Source organism: Aeromonas taiwanensis, from assembly GCF_000820165.1.
Taxonomy (GTDB): domain Bacteria; phylum Pseudomonadota; class Gammaproteobacteria; order Enterobacterales; family Aeromonadaceae; genus Aeromonas; species Aeromonas taiwanensis.
Window position 1 is genome coordinate 1 of the sequence record NZ_CDDD01000052.1, and the last position, 23,816, is coordinate 23,816.

At 64.4% G+C, this 23,816-nt stretch carries 25 protein-coding genes; 12 read left to right on the plus strand and 13 right to left on the minus strand.

All coding sequences use genetic code 11. The features are described from left to right. Positions 1-727, plus strand: a 727-nt coding sequence (locus tag BN1136_RS08700) for an ABC transporter ATP-binding protein (RefSeq protein WP_043808383.1), incomplete at its 5' end; no start/stop codon positions are given. 73 nt (positions 728-800) lie between these two features. Here BN1136_RS08700 and BN1136_RS20190 read toward each other — a convergent pair. From BN1136_RS20190 to BN1136_RS08715, 3 genes are read right to left on the minus strand one after another with little or no spacing between them, the layout of a single operon-like run. Continuing rightward, complete coding sequence (locus BN1136_RS20190; protein WP_043808385.1) at positions 801-2,279, minus strand: efflux transporter outer membrane subunit; 1,479 nt, start codon at positions 2,277-2,279, stop codon at positions 801-803. Next, entirely contained in the window at positions 2,272-5,358 is a 3,087-nt protein-coding gene (locus tag BN1136_RS08710) for an efflux RND transporter permease subunit (RefSeq protein ID WP_043760190.1), read from the minus strand. Before BN1136_RS08710 ends, BN1136_RS20190 begins: the two co-directional genes overlap by 8 nt. Beyond that, complete coding sequence (locus tag BN1136_RS08715; RefSeq protein ID WP_043760193.1) at positions 5,355-6,446, minus strand: efflux RND transporter periplasmic adaptor subunit; 1,092 nt, start codon at positions 6,444-6,446, stop codon at positions 5,355-5,357. Before BN1136_RS08715 ends, BN1136_RS08710 begins: the two co-directional genes overlap by 4 nt. A 183-nt stretch (positions 6,447-6,629) precedes the next feature. On the opposite strand from BN1136_RS08715, the gene BN1136_RS08720 reads away from it, so the two are divergent. Together BN1136_RS08720 and BN1136_RS08725 are read left to right on the plus strand one after the other, a co-directional pair. Next, positions 6,630-7,556 carry a LysR family transcriptional regulator gene (locus tag BN1136_RS08720; protein ID WP_043760195.1) on the plus strand — a complete coding sequence of 309 codons (927 nt, stop codon included), beginning with the start codon at positions 6,630-6,632 and terminating at the stop codon, positions 7,554-7,556. A gap of 85 nt (positions 7,557-7,641) precedes the next feature. Next, positions 7,642-8,115 carry a DUF4442 domain-containing protein gene (locus tag BN1136_RS08725; protein ID WP_043760197.1) on the plus strand — a complete coding sequence of 158 codons (474 nt, stop codon included), beginning with the start codon at positions 7,642-7,644 and terminating at the stop codon, positions 8,113-8,115. A 162-nt stretch (positions 8,116-8,277) separates the two neighbouring features. Here the strand turns inward: BN1136_RS08725 and ybcJ are convergent, their stop codons facing one another. The 4 genes from ybcJ to BN1136_RS08745 form a co-directional block, all read right to left on the minus strand. Beyond that, entirely contained in the window at positions 8,278-8,511 is a 234-nt protein-coding gene (ybcJ, locus tag BN1136_RS08730; protein WP_010674882.1) for a ribosome-associated protein YbcJ, read from the minus strand. A 151-nt stretch (positions 8,512-8,662) separates the two neighbouring features. Then, positions 8,663-9,067, minus strand: coding sequence for a MaoC family dehydratase (locus tag BN1136_RS08735; protein ID WP_043760202.1), 405 nt, complete (start codon positions 9,065-9,067; stop codon positions 8,663-8,665). Further along, a complete protein-coding gene (locus BN1136_RS08740; protein ID WP_043760204.1) occupies positions 9,064-10,851 on the minus strand; it encodes a class I poly(R)-hydroxyalkanoic acid synthase in 1,788 nt (595 codons plus the stop codon). Before BN1136_RS08740 ends, BN1136_RS08735 begins: the two co-directional genes overlap by 4 nt. Before the next feature lie 90 nt (positions 10,852-10,941). Continuing rightward, a complete protein-coding gene (locus BN1136_RS08745; protein ID WP_043760206.1) occupies positions 10,942-11,292 on the minus strand; it encodes a phasin family protein in 351 nt (116 codons plus the stop codon). A gap of 304 nt (positions 11,293-11,596) precedes the next feature. On the opposite strand from BN1136_RS08745, the gene BN1136_RS08750 reads away from it, so the two are divergent. The 3 genes from BN1136_RS08750 to pdxY all read left to right on the plus strand — a co-directional run bounded on the left by BN1136_RS08750 (position 11,597) and on the right by pdxY (position 14,485). Further along, complete coding sequence (locus tag BN1136_RS08750; protein WP_043760208.1) at positions 11,597-12,160, plus strand: VC2662 family protein; 564 nt, start codon at positions 11,597-11,599, stop codon at positions 12,158-12,160. 78 nt (positions 12,161-12,238) lie between these two features. Further along, a complete protein-coding gene (locus tag BN1136_RS08755) occupies positions 12,239-12,994 on the plus strand; it encodes a DUF429 domain-containing protein (RefSeq protein WP_043760210.1) in 756 nt (251 codons plus the stop codon). Between the two features lie 615 nt (positions 12,995-13,609). Further along, entirely contained in the window at positions 13,610-14,485 is an 876-nt protein-coding gene (gene pdxY / locus BN1136_RS08760) for a pyridoxal kinase PdxY (RefSeq protein ID WP_043760247.1), read from the plus strand. A gap of 24 nt (positions 14,486-14,509) precedes the next feature. Here pdxY and BN1136_RS08765 read toward each other — a convergent pair whose 3' ends face one another. The 4 genes from BN1136_RS08765 to BN1136_RS08780 all read right to left on the minus strand — a co-directional run bounded on the left by BN1136_RS08765 (position 14,510) and on the right by BN1136_RS08780 (position 16,478). Next, complete coding sequence (locus BN1136_RS08765) at positions 14,510-14,803, minus strand: antibiotic biosynthesis monooxygenase family protein (RefSeq protein WP_043760212.1); 294 nt, start codon at positions 14,801-14,803, stop codon at positions 14,510-14,512. A gap of 135 nt (positions 14,804-14,938) precedes the next feature. Continuing rightward, positions 14,939-15,445 carry a GNAT family N-acetyltransferase gene (locus BN1136_RS08770; protein WP_043760215.1) on the minus strand — a complete coding sequence of 169 codons (507 nt, stop codon included), beginning with the start codon at positions 15,443-15,445 and terminating at the stop codon, positions 14,939-14,941. A gap of 72 nt (positions 15,446-15,517) precedes the next feature. Beyond that, positions 15,518-15,910 (minus strand): NUDIX hydrolase, encoded by a 393-nt coding sequence (locus BN1136_RS08775; RefSeq protein ID WP_043760217.1) that lies wholly within the window; start codon positions 15,908-15,910, stop codon positions 15,518-15,520. 22 nt (positions 15,911-15,932) lie between these two features. Then, the gene (locus BN1136_RS08780; protein WP_407921448.1) at positions 15,933-16,478 is read right to left on the minus strand and encodes a class IV adenylate cyclase; all 546 of its coding nucleotides are present in this window, start codon (positions 16,476-16,478) and stop codon (positions 15,933-15,935) included. 269 nt (positions 16,479-16,747) lie between these two features. Between BN1136_RS08780 and BN1136_RS08785 the strand changes: the two genes are divergently transcribed. The 3 genes from BN1136_RS08785 (at position 16,748) to BN1136_RS08795 (ending at position 18,562) form a co-directional block, all read left to right on the plus strand. After that, positions 16,748-17,593, plus strand: a complete 846-nt coding sequence (locus BN1136_RS08785) for a DUF5718 family protein (RefSeq protein WP_043760221.1) — start codon at positions 16,748-16,750, stop codon at positions 17,591-17,593. A gap of 126 nt (positions 17,594-17,719) precedes the next feature. After that, positions 17,720-18,052 carry a YnfA family protein gene (locus tag BN1136_RS08790; protein WP_043760223.1) on the plus strand — a complete coding sequence of 111 codons (333 nt, stop codon included), beginning with the start codon at positions 17,720-17,722 and terminating at the stop codon, positions 18,050-18,052. Positions 18,053-18,085: 33 nt separating this feature from the next. Further along, entirely contained in the window at positions 18,086-18,562 is a 477-nt protein-coding gene (locus BN1136_RS08795; protein ID WP_043760224.1) for a GNAT family N-acetyltransferase, read from the plus strand. 111 nt (positions 18,563-18,673) lie between these two features. Here BN1136_RS08795 and BN1136_RS08800 read toward each other — a convergent pair whose 3' ends face one another. Further along, the gene (locus BN1136_RS08800; protein WP_043760227.1) at positions 18,674-20,071 is read right to left on the minus strand and encodes a DEAD/DEAH box helicase; all 1,398 of its coding nucleotides are present in this window, start codon (positions 20,069-20,071) and stop codon (positions 18,674-18,676) included. Between the two features lie 267 nt (positions 20,072-20,338). After that, positions 20,339-20,815, minus strand: coding sequence for a glutathione peroxidase (locus BN1136_RS08805; protein ID WP_043760229.1), 477 nt, complete (start codon positions 20,813-20,815; stop codon positions 20,339-20,341). Positions 20,816-21,018: 203 nt separating this feature from the next. Here BN1136_RS08805 and BN1136_RS08810 point away from each other — a divergent pair, with 203 nt between their 5' ends. The 3 genes from BN1136_RS08810 to BN1136_RS08820 all read left to right on the plus strand — a co-directional run bounded on the left by BN1136_RS08810 (position 21,019) and on the right by BN1136_RS08820 (position 23,814). Beyond that, positions 21,019-21,627 carry a 2OG-Fe(II) oxygenase gene (locus tag BN1136_RS08810; protein WP_043760231.1) on the plus strand — a complete coding sequence of 203 codons (609 nt, stop codon included), beginning with the start codon at positions 21,019-21,021 and terminating at the stop codon, positions 21,625-21,627. Between the two features lie 253 nt (positions 21,628-21,880). Beyond that, positions 21,881-22,870: a D-alanine--D-alanine ligase gene (locus tag BN1136_RS08815; RefSeq protein ID WP_043760233.1), complete on the plus strand. Its 990-nt coding sequence runs from the start codon at positions 21,881-21,883 to the stop codon at positions 22,868-22,870. Between the two features lie 194 nt (positions 22,871-23,064). Then, positions 23,065-23,814, plus strand: coding sequence for a tRNA-uridine aminocarboxypropyltransferase (locus BN1136_RS08820; protein ID WP_043760235.1), 750 nt, complete (start codon positions 23,065-23,067; stop codon positions 23,812-23,814). Positions 23,815-23,816: the final 2 nt, after the last annotated feature.

The window sequence follows — 23,816 nt, forward strand, 5'->3', positions numbered from 1 at the left end:
GAGCTTCTCCTACGATGGCGAGCAGCGGGTGCTGCACGAGGTGAGCTTCGCCACCCGGCCCGGCCGGATGCTGGCGCTGGTGGGTCACACCGGCAGCGGCAAGTCCACCATCATCAGCCTGCTGATGGGCTTCTATCCCCTGGATCAGGGCACCATCCGCTTCGATGATCACCCCATGGAGAGCCTGTCGCTCTCGGCGGTGCGCCGCAGCATCGGCCTGGTGCAGCAGGATCCCTTCATCTTCGTCGGGACTCTGGCAGAAAACCTGCGCCTCGGGCGCGACGGTATCGAGGATGGGCGACTCTGGCAGGCGCTGGAAGAGGTGCAGCTCGCCGACTTCGTGCGCCGCCTGCCGCAGGGGATCGAGACCCTGATGGAGGAGGGGGGCAAGAACCTCTCCGCCGGCCAGCGCCAGCTGCTCTCCTTTGCCCGTGCCCTGGTGGGGGATCCGCGCATCCTCATCCTGGACGAGGCGACCGCGAGCGTGGACTCCCAGACCGAGCTCGCGCTCTCCCAGGCGCTTGCGGCGGCGCGCCGTGGCCGCACCACCATCGCCATCGCCCATCGCCTCTCCACCATCGTCGATGCGGACGAGATCCTGCTGCTCTCTCGCGGCCAGGTGAGCGAGCGGGGCACCCATGGCGAGCTGATGGCGCTCGGGGGGCACTATGCCCAGCTGTTCGAGATGCAGAGCCAGGGGGCCTGGCTCGAGGAGAGGCGAGCCTGAGCGCGGGTCAATTCAAGGCGTGAAAACGACATCACCGGCCAGGAGCCGGTGATGTCGTTTCTGTGAGGTGCTTTTATCCCTGACTCGGGGCCGGCTCCGGGATGTCCCAGTCTCCCCCCAGTGCCTTGTGCAGCAGGACCACCTTGGTGGCGCTGCCCAGCCGCGCCACGATTTCGGCATCCTGCACGCTGTTCTGCTGGCGCTCGGCGTCCAGCACCGAGAGGTGGTTGACCAGACCGGCCCGGTAGAGGGCCTTGGCCTTGGTGAGGGCGGTTTGCGCCTGTTGGTTCGCTTCGCCAAGATGCTTGCTGTATTCCAGACTGTTGCCGTAGGCGACCAGGGTGGTTTCCACCTCGTTGAAGGCGCTGTTGACCTGGTTCTGGTAGGCCAGCGCCGCCTCTTTCAGACCCGCCTCCTGAATTTTGACCATGGCCTCGCCGCGGCCGCCGTCGAATAGGTTCCACGACACGCCGGCACCCAGGGCCCAGGTGGTCGAGCCCGACTCAAAGAGATTGCTTGTCTCGCCGGAGACCAGACCGGGGGCACCGGTCAGGAACACCTTGGGATAGCGGTCCGCGATGGCCGCGCCCACCTCCTGATTCTTGGCGGCGATGGCCCGCTCGGCGAGGGCGATGTCGGGTCGACGGGTCAAGAGCGACGCGGGCAGACCGGTCGGCACCAGCGCCTTCATGCTCGGCAGGGGCGCAGGCGAGAAACGGGCCCGGGTCTGGCTGACGGGCTCTCCCAGCAGCACGGCGAGCCGGCTCAGGTGGACGCTCCTGGCCGTCTCCAGCATGGGAAGGCTGGCCCTGGCGGTGGCAAGGCCGGCGCGGGCATTGGCCACATCGAGCTCCGAGCCGTAGCCGGTACGATTCAGGGATTCAACCATGACCAGCGTCTCCTCCTGCTCGCGCAGGTTCTTGGTGGCGATGGCGATGCGCTCCTCGGCGCCGCGATATTGCAGGTAGTTGCTGATCACATCGGCCGTCATGGCGGTGTTGAGCCCCTGGCGCATGATCTCGGCCTGCTCGGCGCGAATGGCGGCGGCCTGGCTCAGGCTGTCGATGCGCCCGAACAGGTCCAGCTCCCAGGCCGCATTGATCCCGACAAAGGTCTCGGTGGGATCGCGGTCCACCAGTTGGGCCGTGCCGCCCCCGAGCGCCGGGGGCAGGGTGATGCCGCTCACCGCCTGTCCCATCAGCGCCTCGTTTTCGCTCAGGCGGATGTCGGCATAGCCGGCTCCCAGGGTCAGGGTCGGCACCTTGAACGAGGCCACGGCGCTCTGGTAGGCCTGGGCCGCCTGAATGCGCTGGCTCGCGATCTTCAATGTGATGCTCTGGCGCTGCGCCCTCGCTACCAGCTCGTTGAGCTGGGGGTCGTTGAACTGGGCCCACCAGGTGTGGGCGGGTTCACCCTCGGTTGTGGTGCCCTGGGCACCCTGATTGAGATAGACGCTGTTGAGGCGGCTCTCGGGGGGCTGGTAATCGGGGGCCATGGCGCAGCCCCCCAGCATGATCAGGGTCGCAATCGCGCCCATGCTGCGCTTATTCATGGCGGTGTTCCTCTTCGGTAATCTGTTGATGGGCTGTGGTTTCAGCTTGTTGCTCCGCCCGGAAGAAGAGCATGTAGAGCGCAGGCATGATGAACAGCGAGAGCACGGAGGCCGCGACCAGGCCGCCGATGATGGTGGCTGCCATCTGATCGAACAGGCTGTCGGTCAACAGCGGTACCATGCCGAGCACCGTGGTCAGCGCCGCCATGGAGATCGCCATGGTGCGGTTGAGGGTCGCCTCCTTGACCGCCTCGGCGAGAGTGCGGCCACTGCGCCGCTCCAGCTCGATCTGATCGAGCAGCACTATGCCGTTTTTGATGATCATGCCCGAGAGGCAGATCATGCCGACGATGGCCATGAAGCCGAATGGCTTGTCAGTGAGCAACAAGGCCCAGATGATGCCAATCGATGCCAGCGGCAGCGTGGTAAAGATGATGATGGGCTGACGATAGGCGTTGAACAGGGCCACCAGTATGATGAGCATCATCACCGCCGCCTTGGGGTTCTGCTCCATCAGGTCGTCGATGGAGCGCTTCTCGTCGTAGTACTCGCCGCCCCAGTGCATCTCATAACCGGCGGGCAGTGTGATGGCCTCCAGCTGGGGGGCCAGCTCCTTGCGTACCTCGGAGGCGGTGGTTCCCCCCTTCACGTCGGCCTGCACCGTGATGGCCGGGAGCCGGTTGCGGCGCCAGATCATGCTCTCTTCCCCGGTGATCTCGATGCCGTCGATGACCTGGCCAAGCGGCACGCTGTGCTGGCCGAGGACGGAGCGCACCGGCAGGCTCTCCAGGTTTTCCAGGGAACCGTTGGCGCTGCGCAGCTTGATGGGGATCATGTCGTCCTGATGGCGCAGGGTGCCGATCTGTACCCCTTCGGTGGCCCGGCTGATGGCCAGGGCAATATCGGTCCGGGTGACGCCCGCCTGGCGCGCGGCTGCCTGGTTGATGATGGGGGTCATCACCTTGCTCTCCTGACGCCAGTCATCGCGGATGTACTTGGTGTCGGGATGGGCCTGCAGGATGGCTTGCGCCTGTGCCGACAGTTGTTTGAGCACCTTGGGATCCGGCCCTTCGAAGCGGGCCTCGATGCTGAACTTGTCCTTGGTGGCCAGCTTGAGCGGGCGGAATCTGGGCTCGGCATAGGGGAAGCGGCTCGCGAGCCAGGCATCGCCCCGGGCGACCAGCGGTGCTATATCGTCAAACTGTCGGGTGTTGATCAGGATCTGGCCATAGCTCTGATCCAGCGGTTCCGGCTCTATGGTCACCGAGAAACGGGGGGCGCTCTCGCCCATGTAGCTGGAGATGCTTGCCACCTCGGGTTGCTGCAACAGCCACTGTTCGATCGCCTTCATGTCCTGGGAGACGTTGTCGATGCGACCGCCGCTCGGTAGCCAGTAGTCGAGGAAGACGATGCTGCGATCCGAGCTCGGCATGAAGTTGACCTTGAGCAGGGGGGCGCTCAGCACGGTGAGCAGCAGCAGGGGCAGCACCAGGGCAAGGGCGCGCTTGGGGTTCTCCACCGTCCAGTTCACAGCCTGGTGATAGAGACGGGCCGCCCTGCTCTTGGGCGCGCTGCTCTCATCCTGGCTCGATGCCTTGATGAAGGCCCAGCACATCAGCGGCGTGACCACCATGGCAACCACCCAGGAGAGCAGCAGGGAGCTGCACAACACCTGGACGATGGAGAGGGAGAACTCCGCCGAGTCGGTCTGGGAGAGCAGCACGGGGGCGGTCCCCAGGCAGGCGATCACGGTCGCCCCCAGAAGCGGCAACGCCATCTCCTGCACGGACTCTCTGACGGCGGTGGTGCGTTCTATCCCCTTGCGCAGCTTGGCGGCAAACAGATCCACGATGACGATGGCATTGTCGACCAGCATGCCGAGGGCCAGGATGAAGGAGCCGAGCGAGACGCGCTGCAGATCGACCCCGGTGAGGTTCATGTAGACCAGGGTGAACAGGATGGTCAGCAGAAGGCTGGCCCCGACGATGGTGGCGCTGCGCCAGCCCATGAAGACCAGCAGCACCACTACTACGATGACGATGCTCTCGAGCAGGTTGAGCACGAAGTTGTTGATGGACTTCATCACCTCGGTGGGCTGGTAGGCGATGACGCCGACCCCGGTGCCCAGCGGCTGTTCGGCCTCGAATTGCTGCAATACCCGGGTCAGTTCGTCGCCGATGCTGACCACGTTGATCCCGTCCTGGGGGCTGACGGCGAGGGTGATGGCCTGCTGGCCGTTGTAGCGACTCTCGGTCAGGGCCGGGCTCTGGTAGGAGAGATGGACATCGGCCACGTCTCCCAGGCGCAAGGTGCCTGTGCCTGCTCCGGGCTGCCCCGTGGTGAGCATCAGGTTGCGGATATCCTCCACGTTCCGGTACTGGCCGCTCTGGGCGACGCGCAGGTTCTCGATGCCGAGGTGATAGTCGCCGGTCTGCACCGGGACGTTCTGGCTGTTGAGCTGGGTGACCAGTTCAGCCAGGGAGATGTGGCTCTCCGCCAGGCGCTCTTCCGAGACATCGATGTTGACCACCTGCTCGTTGACCCCGTGCAGCTGCACCTTCTTGACCCCGGGCACCGCCTTGATCCTGCGCTGCAGTTCGCGGGCCTGATCTTTCAGCTGGTGCATGGGGATGTCATCGCCATAGACGGCGAACAGCATGCCGTACACCTCGGAGAACTCGTCCTGCACTATGCTGACCTGCGCCTGGACGGGCAGATCCAGCTTGACGTCCTGGATCTTGCGGCGCAGCAGGTCCCACTGCTGGGGCAGCTGGTCGGTGCCGTATTTCTCCTGCAGATCGACGAAGATCATCGAGCTGCCGGGACGGGAGAGGGATCTGAGCTTCCACAGCGATCCCATCTCCTGGATCTTGGTCTCTATCTTGTCGGTGACCAGCTGCTCGACCTCCTGGGCGGTGGCGCCGGGATAGAGGGTGACGACGACGGCGCTCTTCACCGTGAAGGAGGGGTCTTCCAGCTTGCCCAGATCGAAATAGGCGTAGACCCCCGCGATGGCGCAGAGGGTGGCGAAGAAGATGACGAAGGTCTTCTGCCGGATGGCAAACAAGGAGAGATTCATGACTGGCCATCCACCTGGTTGATGACGGCGATGGCCTGACCCTCTTTGAGCAGGGCGCTGCCGGCGGTGACTATCTTGTCGCCTGCCTTGAGTTTCCCTTCCACACAGAGGGTGTCGTGGCGCTGGCTGACGACGGTGACGGGCACGTGGCTCGCCGCCGCGCCCTTGATGGCGATCACCTGGGGTTGTCCGTCCAGGCTCTTGATGGCCGTGGCGGGCAGGCAGTAGATGCGCTCGCTCGCAGGCAGGGACAGCTCGACGTTGATGGCCTTGCCGGGCACCAGCTCGGGGGCGTTATCCAGCAGCTTGAAGGTCACCTTGTAGGTGCGCTTGAGGGGATCCGGCAGGCTGGCGATCTCGGTGCTGACGGCCTTCACACCGGCTTCCTGGCGATACCAGGTCACCCGGGCTGGCATCCCGCTTCTCATCTGACCAATCTGCTGCTCCGGCACGTCGACCACGGCATCGAGGGCCGTCGGCTGGTGCAGGGAGAAGACAGGCCGGCCCGGCGAGGTCTGTTCGTGCTCCTCGATGAAGCGCTGGCCGATGATCCCGTCAAACGGCGCCTTGAGCTCGCTGTAGGCGAGGGCGTCTTCGGCCTGCTTGAGGGACTGCTGCAGCATCTGGACTCGGGCATTGGCCTGGTTCCGGGCGCTGGTGGCGCGCTCCAGGTTGATGCTGGCCATGGCTTTGTCCTGCACGGCCTGACGGGTGCGGCCCAGTTCGACGACCGCCAGCTTGTAAGCGGCTTTCGCCTCGCCAAGCTGGGCCTGGATGGCCTCTCGCTGAACCCGGAAATCATGGGGGTCGAGGCGTGCGATTACCTGCCCCTCGCTGACCCTGTCCCCCTCCTTGACCAGGATCGTCTCCAGGGTGCCCGGCACGCGAAACGCGAGGCTGGCACTCTGGTGCGATTTGATCTCGCCGCTGAACTTCAGGCTGTAGAGGCTCTTGCTGTCGGAGAGCTGCATGGCATTCACCGGTCGCGGCGGCTTGACCACCTCGGGTGTCGTGTCGGTGCCGCAGCCGGCGAGCAGGCCTCCCAGGATGAGGACAGAGAGACCGGGAGGGGAAAACAGGTGTTGCATGGGGAAATCCAGTTAATCAGGTGTGAAGAAGATATGTTATCGAATCCAATTGGTGAGATAATCAGGCTATAACAATCCTCACTGTCACGAATTTCGTGACAATTGAGGGTGAGGGATGCAGTCGACGTGCTGCAGAGTGATGCGAGAGGGGAGTGAGAGCGAAATGAAGAGGCGGGAGCCGAGATGAAGATCGACGATCTCAAGCTGTTTTTGTCGGTGGTGGAGCTCGGGGGCTTTACCAGTGCCGCCGACGCGCTGAATATTCCGCGTGCCAACGTGAGCCGACGCATAAAGGATCTCGAGGCAGAGCTGAATGTGAAGCTGCTGACCCGCACGACTCGCCGGCTGACCATGACCTCGGTGGGGCTGGAGTATTACAACAGCCTGCAGAACATCATTCCCATGCTGGATCACACTCATGAGCAGATCCGGACCCAGAGTCACGAGCCCACCGGCAACATCAAGATCGGCCTGCTTAATGAGTCCGATATCTTCATCCACGACCTGCTCAAGCGCTTTCTGGAGAAGTACCCCAAGATCAACCTCGAGCTGCACCTGAGCGCGGTCGGCTACCGGGATATCTTCAACTACGGTCTGGATGCCAGCATCCATATCGGCGTGGTGAACGATGGCAGCTTCGTCGCCAGACCCATCATGCCCTTCACCCGCAAGCTCTACGCGAGCCCCAGGTACATCGAGCAGTACGGCAGGCCCAAGTCCCTCGAGGATCTGCACCAGCACAAGGTGCTGACCCTGCGACTGCCGGATGGCCAGCTCGACAACCGGCTGATCTTCAATCGGGGTGAGGTGGTGATCAACAGCCGGGTGATTTCGAACAGCTCCTACTACATCCGTCATGCGGTCTTTCAGGGGGACTGCATCGGCATCTTGCCGGAGATCATCGTCAAGTCGTTCGTCGAGAGCGGCGAGCTCATCGATCTGCTGCCGGAATACGAGACCACTCTCGACAACATCTGGCTGGTCTATCCCGGCAAGAAGGGGCTCTCCTACGCGGCGCGACTCTTTATCGACTACATCCTGGCGGAGATGGCGAGCCTGCTGCCCGAGCAGAAACCACGACAGATGGCGGTGAAAGCACCCCGCGAATAGCGGGTGGCCGTGGCGGCCCAGCCTTGAATCCGGCGAGTCATGCTGGCAACATGTTGTTTACATTAACTCATCGGATCAGTTTGCAATGGACCTGCAACGCTTCAAAGCCAACCTCGCCCTGCGCCTCTTTGCCTGGCGTTACATTCCCGTCATCGGCTTTTGTGCCCCCGTCATCGAGAAGATGGACGCGCGGGCGCTGCGCATCCGCATTCCGCTGGGCTGGCGCACCCGCAACCACCTCGGCAGCATGTACTTCGGGGCGCTCGCCACCGGCGCCGATCTGGTGGGCGGCCTGCTGGTGATGGAGAAGGGGCGGGCACGGCGCAAGAAGGTGCATTTCGCCTTCAAGGACGTGCAGGGGGAGTTCTTGAAACGCCCGGAGGGGGACGTGCAGTTTGACTGTGAGGCGGGGGAGGAGATTGACGCCATGATCGACGAGTCCCTGGCGAGCGGTCAGCGCATTAACCGCCCCATCCGGGTGGTGGCCACCTGCCCGTCGCTCAACGGGGACGAGGCTATGGCGCGCTTCGTGCTGACGCTCTCGATCAAGGCCAGCTGAATGCTAAAGGGCGCTTTGGCGCCCTTATTCAGGCAGGGATCAGAGGATGTCGGGACCGGCCCCTTCCTTCACGACCACCTTCACGATGACCTTCATGACGATGAAGTTGACCACCCGCTCGGCCATGGTGCTGGACAGCGCTTGGGTGGCCGAGCGTCGGGATCAGAGGATCTCGGGGCTGACGCCTTCTTTCACCACGACCTTCATGCCGTTGAAGTTGACCACTTGCTCGGCGACTATCTTGCAGCGTTTGCGGGTCTCGACCTGACCGTCCACTTCCACCAGGCCCTCGGCGACCAGCGCCTTGGCGGCACCGCCACAATCGGCCCAACCCTGATGCTTGATCAGGTCACACAAGGCAACGAAGGGGTGACCTTCGAGCAGAAACGTCTCCATGGGAAATCCTCTAGCTGGATGAATGGCTGAAACAGCGGGGGCTCATTTTAGGCAGTTAGGCGGGGCAGGGAAAGGGCAAGTGGCCGTTGGCCGGGAAAAAAGCCGTGGCAGGGAAAATGGCGAGCCCGGCGGGTGCCGGGCTCGCAGGGCGTCAGGGGCGCTTCACCACCGCCTCTCCCGTGACGGCGAGGTCGCCGCTCGGGGTATAGATGCGGGTGGCCAGGGTGGCGATGGGCTTGTCGTCCCGCAGGGCGATCACCTCCACCTCCGCCGTCACCTCGTCCCCGACGAAGACCGGGAGCTTGAAGGAGAGGCTCTGGCCCAGGTAGATGCTCCCCTTGCCCGGCAACTGCTGACCCAGGAGCCCGGAGAAGAGGCTCGCCAGCAGCATGCCGTGGACGATGGGGCGCTCGAACACCGTGGTGGCGGCAAAGTCCGGGTCCAGGTGCAGGGGGTTGAAATCCTCCGACAGGCCGGCGAAGGCCGCGACTTCGGCGGGGCCGAAGCGCTTGGTCAGGCTCGCCTTCTGCCCAACGGCCAGGGATGGTGCGTTCATGCGGGTTCCTCCTCTTGCACCTTGGCGCCGGCAAACACCGGATTGAGCCGTTCCTTGACGTAGCTGCCGGGGGCCGCCTCCAGGCCGTCGCCCGGCAGGCGGGCGGGAACGGGCTCTGTCTCGTCACGGCTCTGGATGAAGCGCATCATCTCGGGCCACCAGGAGCCGCCGCTGTGGGTCGCCCCTGCCAGCCAGGCTTCCGGGCTGTCCACCTCGGCCTCGTTCTGCCAGAAGCCGTATTTGTTGGCGCCTGGCGGATTGATGATGCCGGCGATGTGACCGGATTCGGCCAGGAGGAAGCGCCGCTCGCCCCCGAACAGCGCCATGCCCTGCCAGGTGCCCTGCCAGAGGGCGATGTGATCGTCAACGGCCGACACCAGCAGCACCGGGGTCTTCACCTTGGCGAGATCGATGCGGGTGTTGCGGATCCGAAGCTCCCCCTTCGCCAGCTGATTCTCCAGGTAGAGTCGGCGCAGCAGGCTGTTGTGGGTCTTGCCCGCCACGTTGGTGCTGTCGCTGTTCCAGTGCAGCAGATCGAAAGCCACCGGGCTCTGGCCCTTGAGGTAACTGTCGATGTAGTAGTTCCAGTAGAGGCTGTTCTCTCGCAGCAGGCTGAAGGAGACCGCCAGCTGGCGCCCGTCCATGATGCCCCTGGCCTCGTTCTGGGCCTCCAGCGCCACGATGATGGGCTCGTGGATGAAGATGCCAAGCTCCCCCGGCTGGGAGAAGTCGAGCAGGGTGGTGAACAGGGTGGCGCTGCGCACCCGCTGCTTCTGGCGCCTGGCGGCCAGCCATCCCATGGCCAGTGACAATGCGGTGCCGCCGATGCAGTAGCCAATGCCGTGCACCTCCCGCTCGCCGGTGACCGCCTCCACGGCGTCCAGGGCGGCGATGACGCCGTCCACCACGTAGTCGTCGAGATCGACCTGGGCCTGGGCCACGCCCGGGTTGCGCCAGGAGATCATGAACACCGTCTGGCCCTGGGCGACCAGCCAGGCGACCAGGGAGTTCTGGGGCCGCATGTCCATGATGTAGTACTTGTTGATGAAGGGGGGCACGATCAGCACCGGCATCTTGCCCACCGTCTCCGTGGTCGGGCTGTACTGGATGAGCTCATAGAGCTCGGTACGCTGTACCACCCGGCCCGGGGTGGTCGCCAGATCCCGCCCCAGCTCGAAGGCGGACTCGTCGGTCAGGCGGATGTTGAGGTGATCGGCGCTGCGCTCAAGGTCCTCGGCCAGGAGTGCGAGGCCGCGCACCAGGTTCTGGCCGTCGGACTCCAGAGTCAGCTTGAGCAGTTCCGGGTTGGTGGCCAGGAAATTGCTGGGCGCCATGGCATTGATGTACTGGCGAGTGAAGAAGCGCAGCCGCTCCCGGCTCTTCTCTGGCACGCCATCCAGGGCATCCACCGAGGCCAGCAGGTGTCTGGCGGTCAGCAGATAGGATTGCTTGAGGTAGTCATAGAGGGGTTGATCGCTCCAGGCCTCGGCCTTGAAGCGGCGATCGCTGCGATCCGGGGCGATCACCGGTTCGCTCGGCTGGCCTGCACTCTTGAGCAGGGTGTGCTGCATCAGCTTGAGCTGATCCTGCCACCAGTTCATCTGGGCATTGATCAGCTGCCAGGGTTGCTGGCTGCCTTGCTCCAGCACCTTGCCCAGATCGTCCAGATTGGTCTGCAGCAGGGCCTGGGCGGTGCGTTCGGTCTGGGCCCTGGCCATGGCCAGCAGCTTGTCGTTGTAGTGGGCCAGGGCCTCGAACAGCGGGCCGTAAGATGGTTGGCTCATGGGTTCTCCTTCACCCACACCCGGGGCGGGCAGGGGCCCGCACGCTCGTCGTGGGGAGATGTGGCTGCCCGGACGGGCAGCCAGGGGTTATCAGGCCTTGCCCGTGCTCTGCTTGATGCCGTCTGCGGTCAGGGCATCCAGCTCTTCCTTGAACTGCAGGCCGAGGGCGTTCAGCTTCTGGATGTCATCCAGCATCTGGCGGGAGAGCTGGCTGGCGCTCTCCAGTTGCACGGTGCCGAGGGCGGCCAGGCTCTGGGCATCTTGCACCTTGCTTACGGCCTGCAACTGGTTCAGCCCCAGTTCGGCGTAGGCATTGGCAGATGCCAGTTGCAACCGGGTCAGCTGTTCGATGTTGCTGGCCAGCAGCTGGTTGTAGCGGGTGAGGGGGGCGGCAAAGCCTTGCATCTGCTCGGTAAAGCTCTTGATCACGTCCATATTCATCATGGTCTCCAGTTCGGCAGAACAGTGTTGTTGCGGGTCAATTGACCCTTCTTTCGGGTACAGCTCGTCATCCCTGTCTTACGTGTCGCTTTCTCTGTTCAAACGCACGTTTGAGCATTCTGCAACCAAAGCGTCTTTGGTGTAAATGACATAAATGTTAATTTCTGTTTGAATTTTTTTGTCAGCCGAGCGGGTCAGGTCATGGATTCAGACGAGTGGTGACGCAGGGAAGGGGGTGGGGCCTCGTCCCGCCGGTCAGGCGCTGGTACCCTTGCGCCACACTCCTCTTCTCAAGGAAGCCCCGATGAAGCCTCTTGCCTTGCTGCTCGGCGGCAGCACCCTGTTCCTCGCAGGTCTGGCCCAGGCCAGCACCCCTATCCAGATCTCCCTGCCCGGTGTCAACCTGCCCGCCTCCCACCATGTGGAAGGGGCGCGTGCCTCCTTCCTGTATGGCCGCACGGGCCAGGTGAAGGGCATCGACCTGCCGGTATTCGCCCTCTCCGACGTGGACCAGTTCACCGGCTTGCAGCTGGGCATCTTCTTCGGCGCCGCCCGGGTGCGTCACCAGTTTGGCGGGGTCGCCATCAACGCCGTCAACTGGCACCAGGGACAGGACACCGGGATCAACCTCGGCTTCGTCAACCTGACCAACAACGTGAGAGGGGTGAACTGGGGGGCCGTCAACATCGCCCAGGGCAATGCCATGACCAACGTCGGCTTCGTCAACTATGCCGAGCGCACCACCTTCCAGCTGGGCTTCGTCAATGCCACCCGGCACCTCGATGGCCTGCAGATAGGCCTCGCCAACTACGCCGAGAACGGCATCTTCCCCATCCTGCCTCTGGTGAACTTCAAGAAATCCTTCTAACCGTGCCGTCGCCCCTTGCTTTAGGAGGGGCAGTCATTACCCTGTGCTCAATCAATAGTGTGTGGAGGTGACAGGGGCATGACAACGGAACACATGGATGCCATCGGCATCGGCTGGGATGTGAGGGGCTGGCAGGGCAATGCCCAGGCGGTGGCGGTGGTGGGCTGGCAGGCCCGCGAGCAGCGCCTTCACTGGCTTGGCATCTCCCCCCTGTTCCGGCTGAGCTCCCGGGTGGCGCCGGATCTGGATGCCCTGCTGCGCCCGGCGCTACAAGACGAGATGGTGCTGATGCAGGTGCTCGCCTGCCCGCATCTCGCCCTCGGCATCGACGCTCCCCTGGCATTTCCACGGGCCCTCGGCGAGCTGCTGGCGGGGAAGGGGGGCGAGTGCGCCGTGCCCCAGCGGGAGATAGACAACCCCTATGCCTATCGGGACTGCGAGCGCTGGCTATACGAGCAATATGGCAAGAAACCGCTGTCGGCCACTTTCGACAGGCTCGGGAACAATGCCACCCTGGCGCTCTCCATGCTGCCGCGCCTTGGGGATCTGCAGCTGGTACCCAAGCTGGCAAGGGAGGCGCAGCGCGCCGTGCTGGAGGTCTATCCGGCGCTTGCCAAGGTGGGGGGCAAGGCCTCCGCGGTGCGGCCCGAGTTGCAGCCCCATCTGCCGGCCTCCCTGGTGCCGGGCACCGATCCCTACGATGCCGCCCTCTGTGCCCTGATGGCACTGCAATATGCGGCCGGTGGGAACGTCACTTTGCTGCCGCCCCTGGTGCCGCCAGCGGCCGACTTGGCGCTGGACGAGGGGTGGGTCTACCACTTCGCCCGCCCCTGAACCTGAGTCGGTGCAGGGCTGCTGGCCCTGTCCCCTGTGACCCCAGAGCCTTTCGCGGCTTTTTTCCATGGGCTTCAAGGATTTCACTGACGCGTGCAACCTGTTGCGATGGGGCGGCCAAGCCGCCCGGTATCGCTTTTCGCAGAGGGCACCATCCAGGACGAAGTGAGGAGGGGTGGGGGACATCCTTTGTCGCCAACCCCCCTGTATTGCCAGCGTCACGACCCCTGTCCCCTCGAACGGGCGCCTTGGGTGCGCGTAGCGCCAGGCTTTCCACATGCTCCCATCCTCCACAATTTTCCTTGTTCAGCTCTCAAGCAGGTCGATGACCTCCGCAGCCGAAGGATGACGTGCCTGGTCTCGTTGCCATCGCGATTTGCGCCGATCACCAGGTGCGCTGCTGTTTTTATCTCCGCATATGCCATCAAACAAGAATTGTCTTTTACAACATGACACCTTCGAGCGCTCTGTGGATCCGGTGTGCCGCACCCAAGAAAGGGTGTCGGCAGGCGAGTCTTGAGCCAAATAAGGCTTTGTGCTGCACAAGGGTGGAACTGCCGTATCTTCATCCTATATATTGCGCCTTTCTCCTGACTCGTCTCTGCGGTGATCTCCATGAAGCGCATTCTCTCTATTCAGTCCCACGTGGTGTTTGGTTGTGCCGGCAACAGCGCCGCCGTGTTTCCCATGCGCCGCCTCGGCATGGAGGTATGGCCCATCAACACTGTGCAATTCTCCAACCATACCCAGTACGCGGCGGGCTGGCAGGGGATGGCGATGCCGGCGGGCCACATCGGCGCCCTGTGTGAAGGGCTGGGGAATATCGAGGTGCTGGGGCGTTGTGACGCGGTGCTGAGCGGTTACCTGGGGTCGGCGGAGCAGGGGGACGAGATCCTCGCGGTGGTGGCTGCGGTGAAGAGCGCCAATCCGGCGGCCCTCTATTTCTGCGATCCCGTCATGGGTCACCCGGAGAAGGGCTGCATAGTGGCGCCCGGCGTCACCCGCTTCCTGGCGGAGAAGGCGCTGCCGGTGGCGGACATCATGGCCCCCAACCTGCTGGAGCTGGAGACCCTGTGCGGTGTTCATCTGGCGACCCTGGCCCAGACCCGGGCCGCGGCTCATCAACTGCTGGAAAGCGGGGTGAAGATGGTGCTGGTCAAGCACCTGGGCCGCGCCGCCAGCGTGGCCGGGCGTTTCGAGATGCTGCTGGCCACCCCGCAGGGGGACTATCTGATCTCCCGCCCGCTCTACGACTTTGCCCGTCAGCCGGTGGGTGTGGGGGATCTCATCAGCGCCCTGATGCTGGCCAACCTGCAGGCGGGGCACGAGGCGGTGAGCGCGTTTGAGCGTACCAATGCCGCGGTGGATGCGGTGCTACGCCAGACCTGGGAGGCGGATGCCTACGAACTGCAGCTGATCGCCGCGCAGGGTGCTTTTGCCGATCCCGTGATCGCCCACAGGGCCGAGCGACTGGCCGACGCCCTGGCGTGATCCCTCACCCTGGTCGGGCGTTGATCAGGGGAGTACTCCCTCGAAATGCTGGACGCTGGGGAAGGGGTCGTAGAAGTGGTGGAGCAGCGCTTTCCACTCCTGGTACTGGGGTGAGCCCCTGAAACCTTCGGTATGATCCTCGAGCCGCTGCCAGTTGACCAGCAGCAGGTAGTGATGGGGATCGTTCAAGGCGCGCTGCAGCTGGTGGCCGGCGTAGCCCGGCATGGCGCTGATGATGCGCTGGGCATGGGCGAAGGCCTGCTCGAAGGCGGTGGCCTGGCCCGGGATAACCTGCAGATGGGCGACTTCCAGTATCATGATGGCTCCTTGCCAAGGTGGTCTGATTGAATACGTTCAATTGAAAAAATGGCATCCCGGCCATCAGTCTCACCGCCGACAACACTGCCCTGAGGCGGACTTGCCGGCGACGGAGGCGCCATCATGGCGCTAGGCTCAGAGCTGCTTGTAGAAGAACTGGGTGGCTGCCAGCGAGCCGTCCGCGTTGCGGGCGAAGTCGGGGATCTGGCCGGCCTCCTGATAGCCGAGCTGGCGGTAGAGGGTGGAGGCCACGTCGCCGACCCGGGTATCCAGCACCAGCAGCGTGCGTTTGGCATCGCGGGCTCCCTGCTCCATGGCGTTCATGAGGGCGCGACCGACCCCCTTGCCACGGGCCTGGCTGTGGACCATCAGCTTTTCCACTTCGGCCCTGTGCCCGCCGTTGGCCTTGGTGCACAGGGAGAGCTGCAGGGCGCCGATCAGATGGTGGTGATCGAATGCCACCCAGAGCTTGCGCACCCCCTCGGCCAGCTCCCCCTCGATGCCTTGCCAGTACGCCAGCCCCTGCTCCTCCTGCAGGGGGGGCAGGAAGCCCACAGATGCACCGCTGGCCACGCAATCTTGCAGCAGGGTGATCAGCGCAGGCTTGATGCCTCTGGTGCTCTCGACCTCAATGATTTCCATTGACTCTCCTCATCTTTTCTCTCGTTGCCAATTAAAGGGGATGGTCGGTGCCTGTCCCGAGAAGGCCGCGCCCTAGCGGATCAGCCCCTGCTCCGCCAACCACTGGAACAGCAGTCGGGAGACGGGGGAGATCTGATCCTGGTGGCGGCTGTCCAGCCAGCGCAGCTCGGCGATCTCCGCCGAGGCAGTGGGGGTGCCGTCAGCCTCGCCTGTGTAGCAGCGCAGGTTCACCATCACCCCTTGCGGCTTGCCGTCCGCCTGGGCGCTGAATTCACAGGCCAGGCGTAGGGTCTCGCGGTGGAGCCTCACCGCCAGCTCCTCCTCGATTTCGCGCACCAGGGCGGCCTCGTCGCTCTCTCCCGGCTCGCGCTTGCCGCCCGGAATGTAGTAGAGGGCCTTGCCGTGGGAGCGGGCGCACAGCAGTTGCCCCTCCTTGAAGGTCAGCCAGGCGAGTTTGTCGATCATGGGCAGATTCCTCTTGTCAAAATCAGGACCGCGGCTCGCACAGGGTGCGGTAGGAGCGGCTCTCCCGCTGCTCGGGGCCGAGCCCCAACCTGGCGGCCAGAGCCAGCAACTGCTCGCGATAGGCGGGCAGGGCGGCCTCGTCGTCGGTCATAATGGCGAGCTCGGCAAAATCCCCGACGCCCGCCAGGTGATCCAGGGTGATGTGAAAAGGGCCGACGAAATAGATGCTGCGCCGCTTGTGGATGGTCAGCACCTGCTGGTAGCCCAGGGTGCGCACCATGCTGGCGGCCTTGTCGGCATCGGAGATATTGACCGCCTCGCAGCGATCGGGGCCGGGCCCCTTCACGATCCAGAGCCGGATGCCGGCAGTTTGCATGGTGCGGATCACCAGGCTCTTGCCCTCCCGGGCGAGGGCGCCGTCCGCCGTGTCGAAGTAGCAGTCCTGCTCCTGGTCCCCTTCCACCATCACCTCGGGGCCGAGGGCCGCGAGGGCGCGGGAAAAGGCTGCGCTGTTCTCCAGGCGGTATTTGAACTCCACCTCGAAGCGCCCCTGAAAATGTGTAGTCACGGCCATGTGTCGGCACTCAAACGGCAACGGAATGGAGCAGACTAGCAAAAGCGCCGGCCCCGCCCAAGCACCGGGATCACAGCTTGGGGTCGACAGCGTGTTTTATGACCATCTGGCGAGGGAAAATCCGTCCTGGCGCACAGCTTGCCGCCGGCTTTCTGGGCGCGGGCCGGGGGCTGTGCTCTAATGAGCTCCCTCTTTGGCGGTATTTTCCGCCCCTGAACAATGACAACGAGGCGGCGGCACCGGCCGCGCCAGTGGAGCCACAGATGCAGATCACCACATTGACCCCCTTTATCGGATTGGGGGTGGCGGGCAACTTCGCCGGTCACCTGGAGCAGGCGGGGGAGGCGGCGGACTTCGTCGCCGTCCAGGTTGCCGACAAGGTGGCCCCCAAGGCGCTGTTCCCCTTCTACGTGCCGTCCCATCCTGGTCAGCTCGGGGTCTTTCCCCTGAGCGGCGAGGCCATCTTCCTGCCCGAGGCGGCGGTGAGCGGGGACGAGAAGGTGCAGATCGAGCCGGAAGTGGCGCTCTGGTGCGAGCTGGAGTACGCGGGGGAGCAGGTAGTGGCCATCCGCCCTCTGGCGTTCGGCGCCTACAACGACTGCTCCATCCGCCGCCCCAACGCGAAGAAGATCAGCGAGAAGAAGAACTGGGGCGCAGAGAGCAAGGGACTGGCGGAGCAGCTGCTGCCGCTCTCCCACTTCGGGGCGGGTTGCGAGCTCGATGACTACCGCATCGCCTGCTATCTGGAGCGCGACGGCGAGCTGCACCCCTACGGGGTCGACAGCGCGGCGGTGGATTACAGCTACTTCCACGACCAGTTGCTGAGCTGGGCCATCGACAAGTTCAACCATCAGCAGGACGAGGGACCGGCCGAGCACATCCAGGGGCTGCTGGCCCAGGCGGGGCGCCCGGCCCATGCCCTCATCAGCATAGGCGCCACCCGCTACACCCCCTTCGGCGAGACCCACTTCCTGAGACCCGGCGACACCGCCTGCGTGGTGGTCTATCCGGGCAGTAGCTACGGCGAGGCGGATATTCGCGAGGCCATCCGCACCCGTCGCTTCGGCGCCGACGTCTCGGCCCTGCTCCAGGCGGTCAAGACCCGCTGAGGCACGTCTGTCGTGAATCCGGGGGCTAGCCCCCGGTGTTGCTGAGCCCGCAAGGCGAGCGCCTCTCTTACCTGGTCCGGGGATTTGGCTTACCATTGCCGTTTTTACCGGGAAACGGGGTAGTCGATGCTCGAGTTGAAAACCATGGGGTTGTTTCTGGTGACGGCGCTGGCCGAGATCCTGGGGTGCTATCTGCCCTATCTCTGGCTGACCCAGGGACGCAGCGCCTGGCTGCTGTTACCGGCGGGTGTCAGCCTGGCCCTGTTCGCCTGGCTGCTCTCCCTGCACCCGACCGCCGCCGGTCGCGTCTATGCGGCCTATGGCGGCGTCTATATCTTCGTGGCCATCCTCTGGCTCTGGCTGGTGGATGGCATCAGACCCACGTTGTGGGACTGGGTGGGATCGGGTGTTGCCCTGACGGGCATGGCCATCATCATGTTCGCTCCCCGCGAGGCGTGAGATGGCGTAGCCCCAGTGTCAAGGAGAAGAACGATGACGGTGATCAGGGCCTGTACCCCGCAGGATGTGGCCGGTCTGCTGGCCCTCTATCGTGAATTGCGCCCCCAGGATCCACTGCTGGCACCGGAATCTGCCCGTGCAGCCCTGGCGGCGGTGCTGGCGCAACCACACCTGCGGATCCTGGTGGCGGAGGTGGATGGCCAGCTGGCCGCCACCTGCCAGCTTGGCGTGATTGCGACCCTGACCAATGGTGGTAGGCCGTTCGGCATCATCGAGCACGTGGTCACGGCAGCGCGCTTTCGGCGCCAGGGCCTAAGCCAGAGGGTGCTTGAGCGGGCGCTTGCCCTGGCCTGGGAGCTGGATTGCTACAAGGTGATGCTGCTGTCGGGGGAGGGGCGCGAAGGGGCTCACCGTCTGTATGAAAAGCTGGGCTTCAAGGCCGGTATCGAGAGAGGGTTTGTCATCAGAAAGGTCGATGCCATGGCCGCCGGGCCGGTTTCGGGCGAGTAGCCCATTGAGTGAACACCGGATGAGAGGAACAGAGACCCCGACAAGGGATGCCCAGATCCAGTAAAAAACCGCCCGAGGGCGGTTTTTTCATGATGGCGTCGGTGCGCGGGATCACTCCTCGTTGGAGTTGTCCTGGTAGTCGCCTCGTTCGGCCCTGGGCAGGCGGCGCATGGGGGCGAAACCGATGTCCTCGCCCACCACTTCCCGCTTGCGGGACTTGTTTTGAGGAGACTGGGTCGGCTTCTTGGCGCCATCCCCCTTGCCTTTGCCGGCGGCGGGCTTGCCCTTGCCACCCTTGGCGTTGGCGGCGCCACGGGCGCGGGGCGGGTTTTGCACCGGCTTGCTGCCGGGCAGGGTCTGGCGGCTCGGCTTGCCGCTCGGCTCGTACCCTTCCATGATCTCGACGGAGAGGGATTGGCCGATCAGCGCCTCGATGGACTTGAGCTGACCGAGCTCGTCCTGGCTCACCAGGGAGATGGCCTCACCACCGCGCCCGGCGCGGCCGGTACGGCCGATGCGGTGGATGTAATCCTCCGCCATCTGGGGCAGCTCGAAGTTGATCACGTGGGGCAGCTGATCGATGTCCAGGCCCCGGGCGGCGATGTCGGTGGCGACCAGCACCCGCACCTTGCCCTCGCGGAAATCGGCCAGCGCCCGGTTGCGGGCCCCCTGGCTCTTGTCGCCGTGGATGGCGACGGTGTCCAGACCGTCTTTCTGCATCTGCTGGGCGAGCCTGTCGGCGATCTGCTTGGTGCGCACGAACACCAGCACCCGCTGCCAGTTGCCACGGCCGATCATGTGGGAGAGCATCTCCCGGCGGCGTTCCCGATCGACCTGGATGATGCGCTGGGTCACCTGCTCGGCGGCGGTGTTGCTGGGATCCACCTCGATGAGGGTGGGATCCTTGAGCAGATCGTCCGCCAGCGCCTTGATGTCATTGGAGAAGGTGGCGGAGAAGAGCAGGGTCTGACGCTCGTCCGGCAGCGCCTTCATGATGCGGCGGATGTCGGTGATGAAGCCCATGTCGAGCATGCGATCCGCTTCATCCAGCACCAGCAGCTCCAGGGCGCTCAGGGTCAGTGCCCCCTGGGTCAGCAGATCCAGCAGACGGCCCGGGGTGGCGACCAGGATGTCGACCCCGAGCTTGATGGCGTCCAGGTTCGGCTTGATGCTGACGCCACCATAGGCGATCAGGGTTCGAAACGGCAGGTGGTGGGCGTACTTGATGATGCTCTCGCCCACCTGGGCAGCCAGCTCCCGGGTCGGGGTCAGCACCAGGGCGCGTACCTGGCGGCGACCGCCACGGCCGTGGTTGGCCAGCAGACGATGGAGCATGGGCAGGGTGAAACCGGCCGTCTTGCCTGTGCCTGTCTGGGCGCCGCCCAGCACGTCCTGCCCGGCCAGGATGGCGGGAATGGCTTGCTGCTGGATGGGGGTGGGCTCTTCATAACCCAGCTCCTTGACGGCCCGCAGGATGTGCGGGGACAGACCCAGTTCATTGAATGACATCTTCGAGGGACACTCCGAGCCTTGGGCTCAACGGGTGACGACGGCCTTGGCCCGTCACGGCATGAAAATTAAGGTGGGTCGCAGGGGGAAGGGCTGGGCCCGTCCGGCGGGGCGACCACACAAGAGACAGTGGGCGCGTAATATAGCAGAAGCGAGGCGCACGCGCAGTAGCGGCGTCGCAGATGGGCGCGGCAGGGTGTGTGTCGTCATGGAAAAGGTGGAGGCTGGAGGGGCGATGCGCGCCCCCTGCCAGCTCCTTGCAAGGGATCAGAGCAGCGCTTTTATGGCCTGGGCCAGATCCTCCGGCTTGGTCTGGGGGGCGAAGCGGCCCACCACCCGGCCTTCCCGGTCAATGAGGAACTTGGTGAAGTTCCACTTGATGGCCTCGCTGCCGAGCAGGCCGGGCTTTTGCTGCTTGAGCCAGCGATAGAAGGGGTGAGCCCGGGCGCCGTTGACCTCGCATTTCGCCATCAGGGGGAAGCTGACCGGGTAGTCGATGGCGCAGAAACGGGCGATCTCCTCGGCATCCCCCGGCTCCTGGTGGCCGAACTGATCGCAGGGAAAGCCCAGGATCTCGAAGCCTTGCGGACCGAACTGGCGATAGAGGGCCTCAAGCCCGGTGTATTGGGGGGTGAACCCGCAGCGGCTGGCCACGTTGACCACCAGCACGACCCGCCCCTGCAGATCGCCGGTGGAGCAAGCCGTGCCGTCGAGGCGTTGCAGGGGAATAGGGGGCAAGGGCATGGCACTCTCCTGAGATGAAAGACAAGGCGCCCCGCGGGGCTTCCTGCACGTTAGCGGGCCAGGCGCCGGGGAGCAAGGGGAAGAAGGAGCGGTGGGCCCCGGGTCATATTGATGGCGGGACTTCTCAGGAGAAGCAATCCGGTTTGTGCCGGTGAGCCGAAGTCGCTAAAAAGCGCACTCTCTTCCCTCGCTGCGAGCCTATCTTGGACTATCAAGCCGTCATGGATGCCATTTACACCCGGGGATGGGTGATAGTGGACGATTTTTTAACCGCCGCCGAGGTGGATGCCCTCAAGGCCTGCCTGCCGGACGAGTGGCGACCGGCGGGGATCGGCCGCGATACCCTGCACCAGGACAACCGCGACATTCGCCGGGATCAGATCCACTGGCTGGACGCCTCCCTCGGCGCGCCGGTGGCGGATTACCTGGCGCGCATGGAGTCCCTGCGCCTGGCGGCGAACCGCAGCCTGATGCTGGGGCTGTTCGACTACGAGGCGCACTTCGCCCGCTACCGGCGCGGCGACTTCTATGCCACCCACCGCGACGCCTTCGCCGGGCGCTCCAACCGCCGCCTCACCTCGGTGTTCTACCTGAACAACGACTGGCAGCCAGAAGCGGGGGGAATATTACGGGTCTATGGCGACGACGAGCAGTTCCTGATGGACGTCTCTCCCCAGGGGGGGAGGCTGGTATTGTTCCTGTCGGAGGAGTTTCCCCACGAGGTACTGCCCGCAAGCGAGGAGCGTTACAGCATCGCTGGCTGGTTCCGGGTCAACGGCAATGGCGCCGGGCGGGTCGATCCGCCTCGCTGAGCGCATTTCGTCCAGTATCTGACACGGCGGGACACTTTATACGGGTCAGGAGGGGGGGAGGGCGGTCCCATCGGCTGACAAGGCTTCCCCTCCCTTGCTACACTGCCCGCACTTATGTTCGTTTCCGGCTTCGTCCTGTGATGGGAACATGCTCGCGCCTCCCCCTGCCCACGCAGGAGGAGGGTGAACAGGCTCTTCGGTTGGTTTTTTACAGGGTGATGACGAAGCCGCTTCTCCCAAGGGATCACATCTAATGAAGAACATGCATGTCTTGCTGCTGTGCGGCGGCGGTGGCTCCGAGCACGAAGTGTCTCTGCGCAGCGCCAATTTCCTCGAAAAACAGCTGGGGCTCCTGCCCGGTGTGGAAGTGACCCGGGTCGAGATGTTCGCCGATCGCTGGCTCTCTGCCGATGGCCGCGAGTGCAAGCTGGGGTTGGACAAGCTGCTCTCCTTTGACAGCGTGGCCCGTCCGGTGGATTACGTGGTGCCCTGCATCCACGGCTACCCGGGCGAGACCGGGGATCTGCAATCCTTCCTCGAGCTGGCGGGGCTGCCCTACCTCGGCTGCGACGCCGAGGCGAGCAAGATCTGCTTCAACAAGATCAGCACCAAGCTGTGGCTCTCCGCCATTGGCATCCCCAACACCCCCTATCTGTTCCTGACCGAGCAGAGCGAGGAGGCGGTGAGCGAGGCGAAGGCGGCTCTGGCCAAGTGGGGCAAGGTCTTCATCAAGGCGGCTTCGCAAGGCTCCTCTGTCGGCTGCTACTCCGCCAGCAACGAGGCGGATCTGGTGCAGGGGATCAAGGATGCCTTCGGCTACTCCGAGCAGGTGCTGATCGAGAAAGCGGTCAAGCCCCGCGAGCTGGAAGTGGCGGTCTACCAGTACGGCGACGAGCTGGTGGCCACCTATCCCGGGGAGATCTGCGTGCCCCAGGACAAGTTCTACACCTATGAAGAGAAGTACAGCAGCGCCAGCCACACCGAGACCGCGCTCAAGGCCGAAGGGCTGACCCAGGCGCAGGCCGATGCCATCCACGAGTATGCCTTGAAGGCGTTCCGCCAGCTCAAGCTGACCCATCTGTCGCGCATCGACTTCTTCCTGACCGAAGAGGGGGAAATCCTGCTCAACGAGATCAACACCTTCCCGGGCATGACCTCCATCTCCATGTTCCCGAAACTGCTGGAGCATCACGGCCACCGCTTTGCCGACTACCTGGAGCGGATCCTGCGCAAGGCGGTCTGACGCCGGGGCCAGATCCGGTTGCAGCGCATTGTCAGAAGGGGCCTCAGGGCCCCTTTATCATGGGGATGCCGCGGCAGGTGCGGGGTGAGGGAAGGGGGGCCGTGTGCCCCTTGGCAAGCCTTGCCGCAGGCGGCGCCCGCCGTTACAATCTGCCCCCTTTTATTCCGCCACAGGCGCCGCCAGAGCCGCGTTCCATGAAGCCCATTCCCGATCACGCCGTCAATCGCCTGCGCCTGTGGCGCAAGAGCGTCTCGACCCGCCCCTTCCTTGCCCGTGGCGGCAGCGTGCCGCGCTGCGACGCCTGCCAGCTGCGCCACGACTGGTGTGCCTGCGACTGGCGCCCCGCCCTCAAGGCGAAGGCCGGTTTCTGCCTGATGATGTATGACAGCGAGCCCATGAAGCCCTCCAACACCGGGCGCCTCATCGCCGACGTGCTGCCGGACACCACCTGGGCGTTTCTCTGGTCGCGTACCGAGCCCCATCCCGAGCTGCTAGCGCTGCTGGCGGATCCCGCCTGGCAGCCCTACGTGGTCTTCCCCGCCTGCGAAAAGGAGCCGACCCGGCTCACTTCTGTGGTGACACCGGCCCCCGGCAAGAAGCCGCTCTTCATCCTGCTGGACGGCACCTGGCCCGAGGCGCGCAAGATGTTCAACAAGAGCCCCTACCTCGACGGCTTCCCGGTGCTCGCCATCAAGCCCGATGCGCTCTCCACCTACGGCATGCGGGTCGCCCACAGCGACGAGCACCTGTGCACCGCCGAGGTGGCCGCCTGCGTGCTGGAGGTGGCCGGGGAGCTGCAGGCCGGTCAGGCGCTGCAGCTCTGGTTCAATCTCTTCAGCAGCCGCTATATGGCGGGCCGGGTAAGCCGGGCGCCGGGGGATGACGAGACACCGTTGCTGCAAGGGCTCGAGGCCATCAAGGAGCAGGCTGCCGCCCTGGATTAATC